Source organism: Pseudomonas sp. GW456-12-1-14-TSB6 (assembly GCF_059424205.1).
On record NZ_JBWKZE010000025.1, the window covers coordinates 1 to 16,840 of the forward strand.

The following is a 16,840-nucleotide window of genomic DNA, read 5'->3' on the forward strand; positions in this document are numbered from 1 at the left end:
GCTTCAGCGGCGGCGGTGGCAGTTTCGGCGGAGGCGGGTCCTCCGGCGGCTGGTGATAACAATAATGAGCAGGCACTTCACGACATGGCATTACTGACTGAACACGAACAACGCAAGGTCGCCGAGGCCATCGCCCGGGTCGAGCGCGACACCGACGCCGAACTGGTGACGGTGCTCGCAGCCCGCGCCGACGACTACGCGTACATCCCGTTGCTTTGGGCGAGCCTGCTGGCGCTGGTGGTGCCGGGGATCGTGCATTACCTGACCGGCTGGCTGACCATGCACAGCCTGTTGCTGGTGCAGTGGGTCAGTTTTGTCGTGCTGTGCCTGGTGTTTCGTCTGCCCAAAGTCACCACTCACCTGATCCCGCGCCACGTCCGGCATTGGCGCGCCTCGAACCTAGCGCGGCGGCAGTTTCTCGAACAGAACCTGCATCACACGGTGGGCAGCACTGGCATGCTGATTTTTGTCTGCGAGGCGGAGCGGTATGTGGAAATTCTGGTGGATGAGGGGATTTCCAAGAAGCTGGATAACAAGAGCTGGGATTCGATTGTCGCGGCGTTTACCGAGCAGGTACGGCAGGGGCAGACGTTGCAGGGCTTTGTCACGTGTATCGAGGCGTGCGGCGAGTTGCTCAAGGTGCATGTGCCGGTGACGCAGGTGAGGAATGAGTTGCCGAATCGGTTGGTGGTGTTGGGATAAGCCGTTCGGGAAATTAGCCGTGCCCTCGAACGCCATCCCCCCTAAACTAGCGCCCATTCCCGATTTGCCCGTCCGAGGCCGCTTTTTCCCATGTCCGTTATCGCTCCCTCCGCATCTGCCAAACCGGCGCCCGATCACCACGCCCGGTTCATCGAGCTGCTGCAAACCAGCCTCGAACAGAACGGCTTCATCAAACTGGTGCTGGCCAAGTACGTCGGTGAAGAAGCGGATCTGCAGCGGATCATCATCAAACCGGTGACGGTCAAGGCGCAGCCGTGCCTGTCGTTCGTTTACCGCTACAAGACCCGCGACATCACCAAGAACCTGCCGCTGGACGAAGCGGTGGCGACGATTGCCGGGCTGCTGCCGGCGGCGTTCAAAAATGCGCATTTGCTGGCGCTGACGGACGAAGCCCAGCTCGAATACAGCAAAAAGGGCAAGAGCTCGCTGTTCATGAGCAAACCCCAGCAATTACGCGAAGTGCCGTCCGCCGAGCACAACCGCGAGAAAAACCGCTTCCTCGATCTGAACCGACCGTTCCTCAAGGATCTGGGCGTGACCAACGCCCAGCATGAGCTGATCCCGGCGATGTCGCGCAAGTGGAAGCAGATCAACAAGTTCATCGAAGTCTTCAGCCACGCGCTGACCTCGTCGCCGCTGGCCCTGGACAAACCGGTGCGTGTAGCGGATTTCGGTTCGGGCAAGGGTTACCTGACGTTTGCCATTCATGACTATTTGCGCAACACCCTGAAGGCCGAAGGCGAAGTCACCGGCGTCGAGTTGCGTGAAGAAATGGTCAACCTGTGCAACACCGCCGCCGCGAAGCTGGAACACCCAGGGCTGGTGTTCAAGTGCGGCGATGTGCGCAGCGTGGCGCCGAGCGACCTGGATGTGATGATCGCCCTGCATGCCTGCGACATCGCCACCGACTACGCGATCCACACCGGCATCCGCTCTGGCGCCTCGATCATCATGTGCTCGCCGTGCTGTCACAAACAGATCCGCTTGCAGATCCAGAGCCCGGCGCTGCTGAAGCCGATGTTGCAATACGGCCTGCACCTGGGCCAGCAGGCGGAAATGGTTACCGACAGCTTGCGCGCGCTGTTCCTCGAAGCCTGCGGTTACGAGACCAAGGTGTTCGAGTTCATCTCGCTGGACCACACCAACAAGAACAAGATGATCCTCGCCGTGAAGCGCGCCGAGCCGGTGGACCCGACTCAGCTGCTGGTGAAAATCCAGGAATTGAAAGCGTTCTACCAGATCAGCGAGCACTGCCTCGAAACCCTGCTGCTCGCTGACGGTTTGCTGAAGCTCAAGGCTTGAGCTGAACCCCCGCCGGTAACGTGCCCGGTTGAGCCGGGCGCACCGCGGTCTTGCGCCCGAGCATCACCGTCGCGATCACGCCGCAGGCGAACAGCCAGGTGATCGGCTCCACGTGTTCCCCAAAGAACAGCGCGGAAAACGCGATGGTGAAGAAGATCTGCAACAACTGGATCTGACTGACCCGGGCAATGCCACCCATGGCCAGCCCGGCGTACCAGGCGAAGAACCCCAGAAATTGCGAAAACAGTGCGACGTAGCCGAAGGCCCACCAGGTTTTTGCCGATACCGCGCCCTCATGCTGCAACGCCAGGTACAGCACCGGGCCGATCAGCAGCGGCGTCGACAGCACCAGCGCCCAGCAGATCACCTGCCAGCCGCCCATCTCCCGGGCCAGACGCCCGCCCTCGGCATAACCCAGACCACCCACCGCAATCGCACCCAACATCAACAAATCCCCGGCCTGAATGCTGCCGGCACCGGTGTACAGCGCGTATCCCAGCACCAGCGCACTGCCCAGTGCGGCGCAGGCCCAGAAGGCTTTCGACGGACGTTCATGGGACAACCACGCCGCATAAAGCGCCACGCACAGCGGCTGCAAACCGTTGACCAGCGCGCCATGGGACGCCGGCAGGGTCTGCATGGCCCACGCCGACAGCACCGGGAAACCGAGGATCACCCCGGCGATCACCAGGCTCAGGCCTTTGACTTGCTTCCAGGTCGGCCACTTTTCCCGTCGCCACAACAACAGCGCTGCTGCCGGAATCGCCGCGAACAACGCGCGGCCGAGGCCATTGAGCAGCGGGTGCAGTTCCTGCACCACGATGCGGGTGAAGGGCAGGGTGAGGCTGAAAATCACCACGCCGAGCAGGCCGAGGGCCATGCCGGTGTTTTCGCGCGAAGACATGAGGGCAACCAGATTCGAAGATGACAGGAAGGTGTCTTCATCTAGCCACAAACCACGGCAGTCGGGCTGTTACAGCTGAGCGCAGAGTTATCCATACAGTTTGCGAACGCCATCGCGGTCCTTGGGCTACTGTGAATATTCCTGCGCATTCACCAGAGGAGTCCTGCCCATGGCCGCGAAAAAGATACTGATGCTGGTCGGCGATTACGTCGAAGACTACGAAGTGATGGTGCCGTTCCAGGCCCTGCAAATGGTCGGTCACACCGTGCATGCCGTGTGCCCGGACAAGGCCGCCGGCAAGACCGTGCGCACCGCGATCCATGACTTTGAAGGCGACCAGACCTACAGCGAGAAGCCCGGTCACCAGTTCGCCCTGAACTTCGATTTTGCCAAGGTCGATGCCAAGGATTACGACGCCTTGCTGGTGCCCGGCGGGCGTGCGCCGGAATACCTGCGGCTGAACGAAAAAGTCCTCGAACTGGTGCGCGCTTTCGACAAGGCCGGCAAGCCGATTGCCGCCGTCTGTCACGGCGCGCAACTGCTGGCGGCGGCGGGGATTCTCGAAGGTCGCGAGTGCAGTGCTTATCCGGCCTGTGCCCCGGAAGTGCGCTTGGCCGGCGGCACCTACATCGACATCCCGGTCACGGACGGCCATGTCCAGGGCAACCTGGCCACTGCGCCCGCCTGGCCGGCGCACCCGAAATGGCTGGCCGGGTTCCTCGGGTTGCTTGGAACCAAAATCACCCTGTGACACATCGAAAAGGAGAAACACCATGTCCGGATGGTATGAGTTGAGCAAAAGCAGCAACGGCCAGTACAGGTTCGTACTGAAAGCGGCGAACGCCGAAACCATTCTGACCAGCGAGCTGTACACCAGCCGCACGGCCGCCGAAAACGGCATCGCCTCGGTGCAGGCCAACAGCCCGCTGGACGAACGCTACGAGAAAAAATCGACGAAGGACGGTCACCCCTACTTCAACCTCAAGGCGGCCAATCACCAGATCATCGGCAGCAGCGAATCCTATTCATCGGACGCGGCGTGTGCCAAAGGCATCGCCAGCGTCAAGGCCAACGGGCCGTCCAAGGTGATCAAGGACAAAACCCTGCCGGTGCTTTGAACCACCCATGACGTTCAGTCGCCAAATCCTTGGCGACTGAATTCTGGCTATGTGCCATCATTTCGCTTATCCTCCGCCGCCAATCCATGGAAGGGGCGCCGAGATGACTCTTTCGCGGAATTTTTGAACAACTGCCGCCAGAGTTTTCCCACTGATGATCCGCCTTTTCGCTGTCCTGACCCTGCTGCTCGGCTTGAGCGGCTGCTATAGCCTGTCCCCGACCCAAATCGATGATGAACTCGCACCGAGTGCCGATTCCGGCACCGCGTATCTGGTGGGCGTGGTCGGCATCTGGCCAAAAGCATCCTATGCGGCCCAGGAACAGATGCTGCTGATCCGCAAACGTGGCAGTGACGAATTCGCCAGCGCGCGCCTGCACAACGAGTTCTATGCTCGTACCGCACGAGACGTGCGCGAGACCGGTCGTGGTATCGGCACGCTGTTCGTGATGCCGCTCAAACCCGGTCGCTACGAGATCTACAACGTGCGATTCGATCGCGGCAGATCGGTGTCCTGGAGCCGTGAAGACTTCACCATCGGCATGCAGCTTGAAGCGGGCAAGGCTTACTACATCGGTGACTTCCGTGCCGGCTGCGTGTCCCCCAGCGACAGCACCTGCCTGTTTCTGCACAGCGATCATCTCGAACGCGACGCCGCGCTGGTCCGCGCCAGATATCCGCAAGTACCCGGCCTGCAACGACTGGACATGCCGAACCTGTACACCGCCACACCGTTTATTCGTGAAGAGAACGGCACCAGCGCCTCCGTCTACAAAGCCATGCTCTCGGGGAAATTCTAATGCTCATCAAACGTCTGCTTCTGGGCTTGCTTCTGCTGCTCGGTGGCTGCCAGGCCACCCATTCGCTGAAGGCGCCGGACGTCGATTACAGCAGCCAGCAATTGCCGGCCATCAACGTCAGTGTGATCGGCATGCCGAGCTGGATGCTGCGTGACGAATTGCGTCGGCGTGGCACCTTTGAAGAAGTGAAGGCCGGCCGCAGCGAAGACGGCTACAACGTTTTGGTGATTGCCAACAGCGATGTCGGCGGGATTCAGCCGCAGATGCTTCTGAGCGCCTTCACTCTGTTTCTGGTGCCGGTGCCGGTGAGTTTCGACAGCACGGTGGTGTTCAGCCTCAGCCATGGCAAGCAGATACTGGGCGTGTACACCGTGAAGAATCACACCGAATCCTGGCGCGGCGCATTCAATGCCTCGGGCGGTCAGTTCGAACACATGCGCTTGATCAGCGACACGTTCATCGCGCAGATTCTCAAGGATCAGCCGTTCCACCGCGAAGCCATGAAGCGCGCCGCCAGCCTCTGATCGACGGCCACAAAAAATCCCGCCCGGCGTAAACCGGGCGGGATTTTTTTCGTTCAACGCAAGGTGTTCAGCAAGGCCTGCAATTGCGTACGCCCGGCCTCAGCCAGCGGGAACACCGGCAAACGCGGATCGCCGACTTCCAGACCGGTCAGGCGCAGACCGGCCTTGATCGTCGCCGGCAAGCCGCCCTTGAGGATGAAGTCCAGCAGCGGCAACTGGCGGTAGAACAGCTCCCGCGCCTTGCCGAGATCCCCCGCCAGCGTGGCTTCGTACAAATCCAGATTGAGCTGCGCAATCAGGTTCGGCGCCGCCGTGCACCAGCCCCTGGCCCCGGCAGCGAAGGCTTCCAGCGCCAGCGGGTTGCAGCCGTTGTAGAACGGCACCCGGCCTTCGCCCAGCAGTTGCAACTTGTGCATGCGCTGGATGTCGCCGGTGCTCTCCTTGACCATGGTCACGTTTTCCACGCCGTTGACGATGCGCAGAATCAGCTCCACCGACATGTCGGTGCCGCTGGTGGCCGGGTTGTTGTAGAGCATGATCGGCACGCCGATGCTGTCACCGATGGCGCGGTAGTGGGCGAGGATTTCCGCCTCGGTGAGTTTCCAGTAGGACGTCGGCAGCACCATCACCACGTCGGCGCCATGGGCTTCGGCAAAGCGTGCGCGGCGTACCGCTTTGGCGGTGGTCAGGTCGGACACGCTGACCACGGTCGGCACGCGCTTGGCCACGTGCTTGATGCTGAATTCGGCGACCTGGTCCCACTCCGCATCGCTCAGGTAGGCACCTTCGCCGGTGCTGCCCAATGGCGCGATGGCGTGGACGCCGCCGGCGATCAGCCGGTCGATGGAGCGGCCGAGGGCCGGCAGGTCGACGCCTTCGCCATTGGCGCCGAACGGGGTGATGGTGTAGCCGATGATGCCGTGAATGTTGGACATGAGAGTGCTCCGCAAGGATGAAGTGTTCAGTTCAGGCAATCGGCGTGCTGACGCAGGTTCTGCCGGGCGTAGTAGTTAAAGGCCGCGGCGTGGCGTTTGGGTTTCGAGACCCAGTCATGGGCCTCGCGGCCGAGCTCGGGAATGATCGGCTTGATCGTCCCGGCGGCCATCGCCAGCAATTGCAGTTTGGCGGCGCGCTCGATCAATTGCGCGATGACACAGGCTTCCTCGATGGTCGTGCCGGTCGACAGTTGCCCGTGGTGGGAAAGCAGGATCGCCCGTTTGTCGCCCAACGCCCCGGCAATCAACTCGCCTTCCTCATTACCCACCGGCACACCCGGCCAGCCTTCAAGGAACGCGCAATCGTCGTACAGCGGGCACAGGTCCATGTGGGAAATCTGCAGCGGCACTTCCAGCATCGACAGTGCGGCAATGTGCGTCGGGTGGGTGTGGATGATGCAGTTCACATCCGGCCGCGCGCGGTACACCCAACTGTGGAAACGGTTGGCCGGGTTGGCCATGCCGTGGCCTTCGAGCACTTCGAGGTCTTCGTTGACCAGCAGCAGATTGCTCGCGGTGATTTCATCGAAACCCAGGCCCAGTTGCTGAGTGTAGTAAGTGCCCGGCTGCGGGCCACGGGCGGTGATCTGCCCGGCGAGGCCCGAATCGTGGCCGTTTTCGAACAGGATCCGGCAGGTCAGGGCCAGCTTTTGCCGGTCTGTCCACGTATTATCCGCCAGGGTTTTTTGCATCTGGGTCAGCGCTTGCTTGACCAGTTCATCTTTGGGTAGTGCTAATGTCTTCGCCATATCCGTGTCCTGTGGTGGTTGCCATGGATGACACTTAAGAGGCTATATGACACTTTGTGTCATTGGCAAGGACAAATCGTCTTTCCTTTGCTGGATTAATCGCTTCGCATGTCTATCCGTTTGAAATTATTGAGAAAAAAACTTGGCGTAACCCTTGAGGCGCTGGCCGAGAAATCCGGCATGACCAAGAGTTACCTGTCGAAGGTCGAGCGCGGGTTGAACACGCCGTCGATAGCCGCTGCACTGAAACTGGCCAAGGCGCTGAACGTGAAAGTCGAGGAGCTGTTCTCCGAAGACAACGTCAGCCTCGACAGCTACAGCCTGGTGCGCAGCCACGAACGCCAGTCGCTGGCGGCCAACGACCACAGCCCCGGCTACGCGGTGCTGGCCCATCAGGTTAGCGAACGCAGCCTGTTGCCGTTCATCATTTATCCGCCGAGCGAATTCACCGACAAAACCTTCAAGGAACACTTGGGCGAGGAATTTCTGTTCGTCCACGAAGGCCAGGTCGAAGTGGACTTCGTGAACGAACGGGTGCTGCTGGAACGGGGCGATGCGCTGCACTTCAATGCGCAGAAACCCCATCGCATCCGCTCAGTGGGCGAGGTGCAGGCGCAGTTGCTGGTGGTGGTGCACAGCGGCGAGGAATGATCAGACCTCAACCGGCACCGACAGCTTCGGATGGCCCAGCGCATGGCTCTTGGAATCAAAGAAGCGCAACTCGACACCCGTGCCCTCGAACACCTTGACGTAGTGGCGTTTCTGGTGCTGGATGAACGCCGCGCTGCGCGGGTTGATCGAGATCGCCACGGTCTTCGGCTTCGCCAGACGCAGGGCGCGCACGAGGTGGCTGTCCTGCTCGCCGAGGGCGTGGCCGAAGATGCACAGATTGTCGCCGTGTTTGAGTAACTGGTCGTAGCAGAACGACAGGTAATCGGAACTGCGGATGGTCTTGAGCTTGTCCGCGCTCGGCCCTTCATTGACGAACAGCGGCACGTCGTCCAGCGTCTTGATCGTGTTGTTGATCGCGAAACTGCCGAGCAGCGTGCCCTCGGTGGCGGTCAGTTTGCGCGCGGTGCCGTCCTGGTTGCGCACCAGATGCAGGCCACCGTGCAGGTACAGCAGACGCGGTTTGTCCGTGCTGCTGTCGCACAGATCGAAACTCGCATCCGGGCCGTTGAACAGGTCGTCGATCGCCTCGGCCTGATGTTGCAAAGCCCAGTAATTGAGCAGGTCGTAATTGGTGGTGAACACCGTGCGATAACGCGCCAGTTCACTGTTCAGGGTCGCCAAAGTCGAGGCTTCGATCAGCCGCCACGGGATGTGCACCGCGTGCACCGTGTTGATCAGCGCTTCCTTGATCGCGTAGTAGCGATTGCGCGGCGCGGCCGAGCTGACGGCCAGCGCCTTGTTGACCCGACTGGTGGTTTTCAGCGCGCCGAGCACCTGCTCGAAACTGCGCGTTTGCAGGGCGTCGAACACGCTCAGTTCCGACGGGGTCAACGGTTTTTCTTCCACCGTGCGTGCGTTTTCGAACAGCGAGTCGTAGCCGAAATCGTCCCACACCGCGCGACTGGCGCCGTTGCCCAGCAGCAGGCCGCTGAAGTCGGTGGTGGCGCGCAACGCGTTCCAGTCTTCGAGGGTGGCGTCGACATCCAGAAAATCGGTCATTGCAGGGCACGTCTCAAAACAAAGGGCAGATGGACGGCGACTTTATCACGAGCGGGCATTGAGCCAGATCAACATCCGCCGTGACCGATCGGTCGATCCTGTGTGCATCTGCCGAATTGCACTAGTCGATTCGGCCCCAGTCAGGAGACGCGCCATGAGCAGCACCTTTTTCATTCCCGCCGTAAACATCATGGGCAGCGGCTGCCTTGACGACGCCATGAACGCGATCCGCAACTACGGTTTTCGCAAGGCGCTGATCGTCACCGACGCCGGGCTGGCCAAGGCCGGCGTTGCGACGATGATTGCCGAAAAACTGGCGATGCAGGACATCGACTCGGTGATCTTCGACGGCGCCAAGCCCAACCCGAGCATCGCCAACGTTGAGTCAGGACTGGCGCTGCTCAAGGAGAGTCGCTGCGATTTCGTGGTTTCCCTTGGCGGCGGTTCGCCCCACGACTGCGCCAAGGGCATCGCGTTGTGCGCCACCAACGGCGGGCAGATCCGCGACTACGAAGGCGTCGATCAATCGGCCAAGCCACAGCTGCCACTGATCGCCATCAACACCACCGCCGGCACGGCCAGCGAGATGACCCGGTTCTGCATCATCACCGACGAAACCCGCCACGTGAAAATGGCCATCGTCGACCGCAACGTCACGCCGCTGCTGTCGGTGAACGACCCGGCGCTGATGGTCGCCATGCCGAAAAGCCTGACCGCCGCCACCGGCATGGACGCACTGACCCACGCGATCGAAGCCTACGTCTCCACCGCTGCCAACCCGATCACCGACGCCTGCGCGCTGAAGGCAATGACCCTGATCAGCAACAACCTGCGCCTGGCCGTGCGCGACGGCAGCGACCTGGCCGCTCGGGAAAACATGGCCTACGCGCAGTTCCTCGCGGGCATGGCGTTCAACAATGCGTCCCTCGGCTACGTGCATGCGATGGCGCACCAGTTGGGCGGTTTCTATGATCTGCCTCACGGGGTGTGCAACGCGGTATTGCTGCCGCATGTGCAGACATTCAACGCGCAGGTCTGCGCCGATCGTCTGACCGACGTGGCCCACGCCATGGGCGCCGACATTCGTGGTTTCAGCCCGGAGGAGGGTGCAAAAGCCGCGATCGATGCGATTCGTTGCCTGGCCAGGGACGTGGAGATTCCCGGTGGCCTGCGTGATCTGGGCGCCAAATGCACCGACATCCCGGTGCTCGCCGCCAACGCCCTGAAAGACGCCTGCGGCTTCACCAATCCGCGGGCGGCGGATCAGCGGCAGATCGAGGAGATTTTTCGCAGCGCGTTTTAAGCGGGCAGGCGAACGGGCGTGCCTCTCGTACAGAGCAGCGCGCCCATCGCCAGAGTGCAGCACAGCAACGACAGCGGCCACGCTTGCGGGCTGGCGAACACGCTGGCCACCGCCCCGATCAGCGCCGCCATCAATTGGTGGATGAACCCGCTCAGGGCCATCGCATAGGCGCCGGCAATCGGCGCGCCATCGTTGGCCCGTGAGAGGCTGATCGGGTAATTCAGCGATTGCCCGAAGACGGCCACGCAATAGGGCAGCCAAAGCAACCAGGCCATCGAGCTGGCCAACAGACTGCCAGCCAGCATCACGCCAGTGCCGGCCATCACCAGGCTGACCCCCAGTGTCATCAGTCGGTGCTGACCGGTACGCAGCACAAAGCGATTGACCGCCAGCGCCCCCAGAAAATATGCGGCGCTGATCGGCCAGCCCAGCAACCCGTATTCCGTCGCCGACCAATTGAACGGGCCTTGCAGAATCACTGGCGCAGCGCTGTTGAACGCGATGATCACGCCATAACCCAGACCGCCCGCAAGCGCCGGCAGCAGAAACGCCCGATGGATCAGAATCGTTCGGTAGACCGCCCACGGCGAAGCGCTTGCGGGCGCTTCGACAAGTGTTGGAAAGTTCAGGCGCGAGACTATCGCGGCCATCAACAGGCTGACCGCGCCCAGCAGATAAAAGATCGCCTGCCAGCCCAGCGTCACCTGAATGAGCGAACCGGCGTATTGCCCGATCCCGAGCGCGACAACGAACGAAATCGAAATCCACGACAACGCCTTCGCCAGCAGATCCCCCCGAAAGCTGTCTCGAATCAGCACCCGCGCCATCACCGAAATGCCGCTGGCGCCGATCCCCTGAAGCAGTCGCAGCAACAGGAACGATTCCAGCGTCGCACCCAGCGGCAACGCCAGGTTCGCCAGCCCATAAATCCCCAGCGCCGCGAGCAGCACCGGTTTGCGGCCGATGCGCTGCGCCAGACTGCCCCACAGCAGCATCGGCAGCGCCATGCCGACCAGGTACAGCGACAAGCCCCAGGCCACCTGCGGTGCATCGACCTGCAAATGCCCGGCGATCTGTGGCAGCGCCGGCAGATAAATGCTCATGCCCAGTTGGGCGAGGAACACGGTGGAACAGGTGATGAGCAGGATGAGGCCGGGGTTCATAAGTCGTCCGTGAAGGTTCAGCGGTGGCGATCGCTACCGTGAGTCATTAACAGGTCGGTGATCAAATCACAGAAGTGGTGGATCAGTGTCGATTCCATGTCGGCGCGCAGCGTAACGCGGATCGCGGCTTTGCCCTGGGCTACCACCGGGAAAAACACGGCGCTGGTGAAAAAGCCGTGTTCGGCCAGTTCAATGGCGATTCGATTGGCCAGGGCGGCGTCGCCACAGTTGATCAAGCGGATGGCCATGGAGCTGCCGTGCTGTTCGGTGCTCAAGAGGCTGTCGAACAGGCGAATATTGGCCTGGAGCCGAACCTGCAAGGCCCTCAGTTCTGCACTGCGATGCAGCTCGATCGACGCGAGGCCCGCACCAATGGCCGCGCAATTGAGGCTCTGCGACCAGTTGCTCGGCCCGCCGTAACGCTGGATCAATTTCTTCTGCCGATCATTCCCGAGCATCACCAGGCCGCCGCTGGCCCCGAATGATTTGGCCAGAGATGCGACGATCAGACAGTCCTCTTCCAGCGCCGGCATTCTTGGTCGTACCAGACCGGCACCGTTGCTGCCGACTGCCGACAACGCGTGGGAGTCATCGAGATAAAGAAACAGGCCGTAACGCTCCTTCAGATACAACAGACCGTCCAGATTGGCGACGCCCCCCATGCTGTAGGCGCCGTCGGCGATGTAGGCGACGGTGGAATGGCGCTGGCACACCGATTCGAGAAAATCCATGTCGTTGTGGGGGCTGGTCAATACCTGGGTCTCGTCGGCGCAACTGGCCTTCAGGTGATTCATCGAGTAATGGGCCAGGCGATCAAACACCATCACCGGCGGGCGGTTCTGGGTGAACACGCCACTGGCCAGCAGCGGCAGGATACCGGCGCTCGCGGCGCTGCAGGACAGAGTGGTCAGACACACCGCGCCAAACAATTGCGACAACTCGCTTTCGTATTGTTCGAGCAGCGCCAGCTTGCAGCGGTTTTTCGAGTTGGCAACGCGCAACGTACCGGCTTCACGCAGTGCCGCAATGGCGCCTTCAAGCAGCGCGGGGTGGTGATCGAGACCCAGATAGGAGGTGGTGCAGAAATGATGGAACTGGCGCCCGTGCTGATCGAGCAAGTGATTACAGCCTTTGACCTCGACGTTGAGGGCGGCGATTTTTCCAGCTTCCGCAGCCTCCCAATCGTGGTCTGCCAAAGCGATGACCTTGCGGTAATTGGAGAAAGTGTTGGCGGATTCCGACAGGTGATTCATAGGCAGCTCTCCTTGAGCAGGGCAATCCATGGGGTGTTGCAAATTGTGTGTGTTGCCAGACTTTACAGAGAGCTATGCAGGGTCAGAATCGGCCGCGTCCGATAGCATTGACGGCTGTTGGAGATTTGCTTGTAGGGCGAAGCCTTGCCGGGCTGTGAGACGATGAAAAAAACGACAAACCCGGCGCGTCAGTGCCTACGCCCGAACCCTTATCCAACGGCTGTGGCGCTCTTTTCCAGCACTGGGGAGAACTGAATCAACAATACTCCCGCCACCAACAACAGCGCGCCGAACAGGCGCGGCAATGTCAGGTGCTTCTCCACCAGCCCGAACAGGCCGAAGTGATCCAGCACGATTGACGTGATCATTTGCCCGGCCAGGGCCAGCGCCAGAAATCCCGAAGCCCCCAGCTTCGGCAGCAACACCACCGCCAGTGCGACGAAGCACACCCCGAATGCCCCGCCGGTCCACATCCACAGCGGCAGCTTGCTGGCGAGGGCTAGCGACGGTAACGGCAGGCGCAGGACGACAATCACCGGCAACAGCACCAGCACGCTCACCACCAGCGAGGTGAACGTCGCCCACAGCGGATGCCCCAACCCCCGCGCCAGATTGATATTGATCGCACTCTGAAACGGCACCACCGCCCCGGCGAATACCGCCAACAGCAGCAATCCGACCCACTGCATCGTTCCCATGATCGTTCTCCGGCAAGGTTTTGCTGGACTCTAGGGTATTCGTCGCGCAGATTTAAATTCTGTTTTGGTATCCGGAACATGCATCGAATGAATGATCTGCGCCGCATCGACCTCAACCTGCTGGTAATCCTTGACGCCTTGCTCGGCGAGCAACACGTGACCCGCGCCGCCGAGCGTCTGCACCTGAGTCAACCGGCGGTCAGCCACGCATTGGCGCGTCTGCGCGACTTGCTCGGTGATCCATTGTTGGTGCGTGCCGGTTCGGGGCTGATGCCCACCGCGCGGGCGCTGGAGCTGGCGGCGCCGCTGGCCGAAATTCTGGCCCAGGTGCAATCGCTGCTGGCGCCGAACACCTTCGATCCGGCCAGCGCCCGTCGGACCTTTCGCCTCGCGATGTCGGACTACGGCGCGGCGATCATCCTGCCCGGGTTGATTCGCACCTTGCGCGCGGAAGCACCGGGCATCGACCTGCAAATCAGCCATGCCAGCCGCGAAGGCATGGTCGAAGGCCTGCTCAACGGCGACATCGACCTCGCCGCCGGCGTACTCCCCGAATTGCCCGGCGAACTGCGCAGCACGCCGCTGTTCGAGGAACGCTACGTGTGTTTGCTCGATCGCCACAGCCTGCCGGCCGACGGCCAGCTCGACCTGCCCACCTACCTGTCACGCCCGCACGTACTGCTGGAAATGCGCGGCAGCGGCACCCCGGAAATCGAACGCACCCTGACCGCCCTGCGCGAACGCCGCCGCGTCGCCATCAGCCTGCCGCACTGGAGCGCCGCGCCGCGGTTTATCAGCGGCACGGATCTGATCCTGACCGTGGCTTCGCGGGCGTTGAACGAGGTGGATGACCAATCGCTGATCGTCGTACCGCCACCGTTTGAAATTGCACCGTTCACGTTTGTCTCGGCGTGGCACAAGCGGCGGGGCGGGGATCAGGCGTTGAACTGGTTGAATCGGCGGATTGAGCAGGGGATAGTGCGCGGCTGAAAAACATCAAGGAGCGGGGCGTGACAGTGAAGTCTGGGGTGATGGTGGGGCTGGCGCTGTGTGGGGCGCTGATGGCGGGGCAGGTGTTGGCTGATTGTGTGCCTGAGCCTGTGACGGGCGCGCGGGACTTTTCAGTGTGCAAGGCGTGGCCGGCTTATCCTGGCTTGACGCTTAAGGCTGTCTCAAAATTTGAGCCGGATCCGGTGTATGGCAAAACCGGTGATGTCGGCAGTTACGATCTTTCCCTCTCTGTTGTCTCGGTCGAGGATTCGGAGCCTCTGGCCACCTATCACAAGCCTTCTGCATTCCAGTCCGATGCCTTCGCGCTGGACAGTGTGGAATTCGATACCGCGCGCTACAAATTGACCCCTGAAATTCGGGCCTTTGGTGTTCGGGTCGTCTTCAAAGGCTCCTCCCGCGTCAATCCCATGGATGAGACTTCGCTGTCGCTTTACGTGAAGGAAGGAGACACCTTACGCCCTGTGCTGGACCGACTTGTGGTGTATGGCTACAACGGAGAGTGGGACGGAAATTGTGCGGGAGAACGCGCGAGCACCCTGCGCACGATCGAGATTGGAAAGACCAGTTCGCACGGTTATGCCGATCTGATCGTCAAATCGGTGACTACGGGAATTGTTGGCAAAGGTGATCCAGACACTTGTGATGAGAAAACCACAACCAGTAAACCTGTGCTGACAACCCTTCGCTACGACGGAAAATCATACGTTTTGCCTAAAGGTTTCAAAGCCATCGAGTGATACAGAGCCAACGCGACTTAATTCAAGGAAGAACAATGCTCACTCCAACTCGACTTCTTATCGCCCTCGGTTTTCTGGCCATTACCACTCAGGCCCACGCTGCCTGTCAGGTAAAAAAATTCGACGGTCACTCCCTGTCACGCTGCAAAGTGTGGCCCGCCTTTCCGGACAAGGCGATCTCGGCAAAATCTACATTTGTGTCCGACTCCGAAGGTGACCACGACGGCGTGTTCGATCTGGAGTTGTCGCTCCTCAACGCCGCCAATGCCAAGCCGTTGGCGACTTACGTCAAGCCTGGAGCCTACAACTCCGACGCGATCAGCTTCGATGACTTGAAGATCGATACCGCTCGATACCGTCTGGCGTCGGACGTTCGCGCCTTCGGTCTGCGATCGGATTTCGCCGACCATCTCTCAAGCGCCAACCCCTACGCGAAAACCGATCTGGCGTTGTATGTGCGCGAAGGCAGCAAGTTGCGACCGGTGCTTGAAGGTCTGGTCATTCGGAAAGAATTTGGCGAGGGTAGCGGGGAGTGCGAAACCAAGGACACGAAAATCCTCAGGACCGTGGAAATCGGCCCGTCCAGCCATAATGGCTTCTCTGATCTGATCGTTTCTTCAAGTGGTGTGGTGTACGCCTCGACTCTGTCAGGCAAAGAGTGCGTTTCCAAAACCACTGACCTGAAGAAAACCCAAATCACCCTGACCTACGACGGCAAGCAATACCTCATCCCCGAAGACCTCAGAGGTTACTGACCGATGCTCACCGGCCTCAATCACCTGACCCTCGCTGTCACCGACCTGGACCGCAGCCTCGCGTTCTACCGCGATATGTTGCAGCTGCGAGTCGAGGCCACCTGGGACGCCGGTGCCTATCTGTCGCTCCCGGGCCTGTGGTTGTGCCTGTCCCTCGATCCGAAGCGCCATCCCGAACCCGCCGCCGACTACACCCACTACGCTTTCAGCATTGGCACTGCGGATTTCCCGCTGTTCGTACAGCAGCTTCGCGCCGCCAACGTGCAGGAATGGCGCGACAACCGCAGCGAAGGCGCGTCGTTCTACTTCCTCGACCCGGACGGGCACAAACTCGAAGCCCACGTCGGCGACCTGGCCTCGCGTCTGGCCGCGTGTCGGCAAAAGCCCTACGCGGGCATGGGTTTTTTCAACGAGTCGTGAATATTCACAAACTGCTGGGATAGACTGGCGGCCACGTTTTCCGGGACTTGCAGGTTTTCCATGACTCCATCGTTGCTAATGGCCGTGCTGGCCTCGGGTTTCATTTACGGCATCACGCCGGGGCCGGGTGTGCTGGCGGTGTTCGGCATTGGCGCCGCACGTGGGCGGAGGGCTGGGGCGGGGTTCTTGTGCGGGCATCTGCTGGGCGACGTGATCTGGTGCAGCACCGCGCTGATCGCGATTGTCGGCGCCCGGGAAATCGGCAGCACCGCTTTCGATGTGCTCGGCGTACTCAGCGGCCTGTACCTGTTCTGGCTCGGCTGGCGTGCGGTGCGGGCCAAACGCAGCAACGGCGATCAGCCGCAGGGTGCGGCGCGTCAGCCGTTCTGGCACGGCATCCTGTTCGGCCTGACCAACCCCAAAGCCTACCCGGTGGCGGTGGCGACCTTCACCGCGCTGCTGTCGAGCCGCGCCGAACTGCTCAACTGGTCGATGCTGCCGATGCTGATCGCCTTGAGTTTCCTCGGCGGATTGCTCGCCTACGCTATCCTCATTGGCATCGTCGGGGCGCGGCAGGTGCGTACGTTGTACCAGCGTCATGAGCTGGCGATCACCCGGTTGTGCGGGATCATGTTCATCGGTTTTGCCATCAACGCGCTGGTGCATGCACTGCCGGGGTTGATGCCGAACAAGGCTTGAAATCGATCGCAGGATG

Annotated in this window: 20 protein-coding genes; 13 read left to right on the top strand and 7 right to left on the bottom strand. The window is 61.1% G+C overall.

All coding sequences use genetic code 11. The features are described from left to right. Positions 1 to 84: 84 nt before the first annotated feature. Positions 85 to 702 carry a TPM domain-containing protein gene (locus AC07Y2_RS21115; protein ID WP_085605448.1) on the top strand — a complete coding sequence of 206 codons (618 nt, stop codon included), beginning with the start codon at positions 85 to 87 and terminating at the stop codon, positions 700 to 702. 90 nt (positions 703 to 792) lie between these two features. After that, entirely contained in the window at positions 793 to 2,025 is a 1,233-nt protein-coding gene (locus tag AC07Y2_RS21120; RefSeq protein ID WP_103386794.1) for a class I SAM-dependent methyltransferase, read from the top strand. On the opposite strand, the gene AC07Y2_RS21125 is transcribed toward AC07Y2_RS21120, so the two are convergent. Then, on the bottom strand, positions 2,015 to 2,929 hold the full coding sequence (locus AC07Y2_RS21125) for a DMT family transporter (RefSeq protein WP_085605452.1): 915 nt from the start codon (positions 2,927 to 2,929) through the stop codon (positions 2,015 to 2,017). The two genes, AC07Y2_RS21120 and AC07Y2_RS21125, sit on opposite strands and share 11 nt — an antisense overlap. 169 nt (positions 2,930 to 3,098) lie before the next feature. Between AC07Y2_RS21125 and AC07Y2_RS21130 the strand changes: the two genes are divergently transcribed. The 4 genes from AC07Y2_RS21130 (at position 3,099) to AC07Y2_RS21145 (ending at position 5,370) form a co-directional block, all read left to right on the top strand. Then, positions 3,099 to 3,680: a DJ-1/PfpI family protein gene (locus AC07Y2_RS21130; RefSeq protein WP_007957909.1), complete on the top strand. Its 582-nt coding sequence runs from the start codon at positions 3,099 to 3,101 to the stop codon at positions 3,678 to 3,680. A gap of 22 nt (positions 3,681 to 3,702) precedes the next feature. Next, positions 3,703 to 4,047 carry a YegP family protein gene (locus tag AC07Y2_RS21135; RefSeq protein WP_074691056.1) on the top strand — a complete coding sequence of 115 codons (345 nt, stop codon included), beginning with the start codon at positions 3,703 to 3,705 and terminating at the stop codon, positions 4,045 to 4,047. Positions 4,048 to 4,201: 154 nt separating this feature from the next. Then, on the top strand, positions 4,202 to 4,846 hold the full coding sequence (locus AC07Y2_RS21140) for a hypothetical protein (protein ID WP_039772743.1): 645 nt from the start codon (positions 4,202 to 4,204) through the stop codon (positions 4,844 to 4,846). Next, positions 4,846 to 5,370 (top strand): hypothetical protein, encoded by a 525-nt coding sequence (locus AC07Y2_RS21145; protein WP_064383015.1) that lies wholly within the window; start codon positions 4,846 to 4,848, stop codon positions 5,368 to 5,370. Before AC07Y2_RS21140 ends, AC07Y2_RS21145 begins: the two co-directional genes overlap by 1 nt. A gap of 53 nt (positions 5,371 to 5,423) precedes the next feature. Here AC07Y2_RS21145 and AC07Y2_RS21150 read toward each other — a convergent pair whose 3' ends face one another. Both AC07Y2_RS21150 and AC07Y2_RS21155 read right to left on the bottom strand, forming a co-directional pair. Then, on the bottom strand, positions 5,424 to 6,305 hold the full coding sequence (locus AC07Y2_RS21150; protein WP_103386795.1) for a dihydrodipicolinate synthase family protein: 882 nt from the start codon (positions 6,303 to 6,305) through the stop codon (positions 5,424 to 5,426). Between the two features lie 26 nt (positions 6,306 to 6,331). Continuing rightward, positions 6,332 to 7,114, bottom strand: a complete 783-nt coding sequence (locus AC07Y2_RS21155; protein ID WP_064594034.1) for an aldolase — start codon at positions 7,112 to 7,114, stop codon at positions 6,332 to 6,334. 108 nt (positions 7,115 to 7,222) lie between these two features. Between AC07Y2_RS21155 and AC07Y2_RS21160 the strand changes: the two genes are divergently transcribed. Continuing rightward, the gene (locus AC07Y2_RS21160; RefSeq protein ID WP_085611647.1) at positions 7,223 to 7,765 is read left to right on the top strand and encodes a helix-turn-helix domain-containing protein; all 543 of its coding nucleotides are present in this window, start codon (positions 7,223 to 7,225) and stop codon (positions 7,763 to 7,765) included. Here the strand turns inward: AC07Y2_RS21160 and AC07Y2_RS21165 are convergent, their stop codons facing one another. Further along, entirely contained in the window at positions 7,766 to 8,785 is a 1,020-nt protein-coding gene (locus AC07Y2_RS21165) for a DUF4917 family protein (protein WP_103386796.1), read from the bottom strand. Positions 8,786 to 8,939: 154 nt separating this feature from the next. Between AC07Y2_RS21165 and yiaY the strand changes: the two genes are divergently transcribed. Then, positions 8,940 to 10,088: an L-threonine dehydrogenase gene (gene yiaY / locus AC07Y2_RS21170; RefSeq protein WP_103386797.1), complete on the top strand. Its 1,149-nt coding sequence runs from the start codon at positions 8,940 to 8,942 to the stop codon at positions 10,086 to 10,088. Here the strand turns inward: yiaY and AC07Y2_RS21175 are convergent. The 3 genes from AC07Y2_RS21175 to AC07Y2_RS21185 form a co-directional block, all read right to left on the bottom strand. After that, positions 10,085 to 11,251, bottom strand: coding sequence for an MFS transporter (locus tag AC07Y2_RS21175; RefSeq protein WP_103386798.1), 1,167 nt, complete (start codon positions 11,249 to 11,251; stop codon positions 10,085 to 10,087). The genes yiaY and AC07Y2_RS21175 overlap by 4 nt on opposite strands. Before the next feature lie 17 nt (positions 11,252 to 11,268). After that, the gene (locus tag AC07Y2_RS21180; protein WP_103386799.1) at positions 11,269 to 12,504 is read right to left on the bottom strand and encodes an aminotransferase class I/II-fold pyridoxal phosphate-dependent enzyme; all 1,236 of its coding nucleotides are present in this window, start codon (positions 12,502 to 12,504) and stop codon (positions 11,269 to 11,271) included. Between the two features lie 209 nt (positions 12,505 to 12,713). Next, positions 12,714 to 13,202: a DMT family transporter gene (locus AC07Y2_RS21185; RefSeq protein WP_039772734.1), complete on the bottom strand. Its 489-nt coding sequence runs from the start codon at positions 13,200 to 13,202 to the stop codon at positions 12,714 to 12,716. A gap of 78 nt (positions 13,203 to 13,280) precedes the next feature. On the opposite strand from AC07Y2_RS21185, the gene AC07Y2_RS21190 reads away from it, so the two are divergent. From AC07Y2_RS21190 to AC07Y2_RS21210, 5 genes are read left to right on the top strand one after another with little or no spacing between them, the layout of a single operon-like run. Continuing rightward, on the top strand, positions 13,281 to 14,192 hold the full coding sequence (locus AC07Y2_RS21190) for a LysR family transcriptional regulator (protein WP_178082871.1): 912 nt from the start codon (positions 13,281 to 13,283) through the stop codon (positions 14,190 to 14,192). Positions 14,193 to 14,212: 20 nt separating this feature from the next. Continuing rightward, entirely contained in the window at positions 14,213 to 14,950 is a 738-nt protein-coding gene (locus AC07Y2_RS21195; RefSeq protein WP_103386801.1) for a PA3715 family protein, read from the top strand. Positions 14,951 to 14,985: 35 nt separating this feature from the next. Continuing rightward, positions 14,986 to 15,705: a PA3715 family protein gene (locus tag AC07Y2_RS21200; RefSeq protein WP_103386802.1), complete on the top strand. Its 720-nt coding sequence runs from the start codon at positions 14,986 to 14,988 to the stop codon at positions 15,703 to 15,705. 3 nt (positions 15,706 to 15,708) lie between these two features. Further along, positions 15,709 to 16,125, top strand: coding sequence for a fosfomycin resistance glutathione transferase (fos, locus tag AC07Y2_RS21205; protein WP_085666789.1), 417 nt, complete (start codon positions 15,709 to 15,711; stop codon positions 16,123 to 16,125). 60 nt (positions 16,126 to 16,185) lie between these two features. Next, positions 16,186 to 16,824: a LysE family translocator gene (locus AC07Y2_RS21210; RefSeq protein WP_039772730.1), complete on the top strand. Its 639-nt coding sequence runs from the start codon at positions 16,186 to 16,188 to the stop codon at positions 16,822 to 16,824. Positions 16,825 to 16,840: the final 16 nt, after the last annotated feature.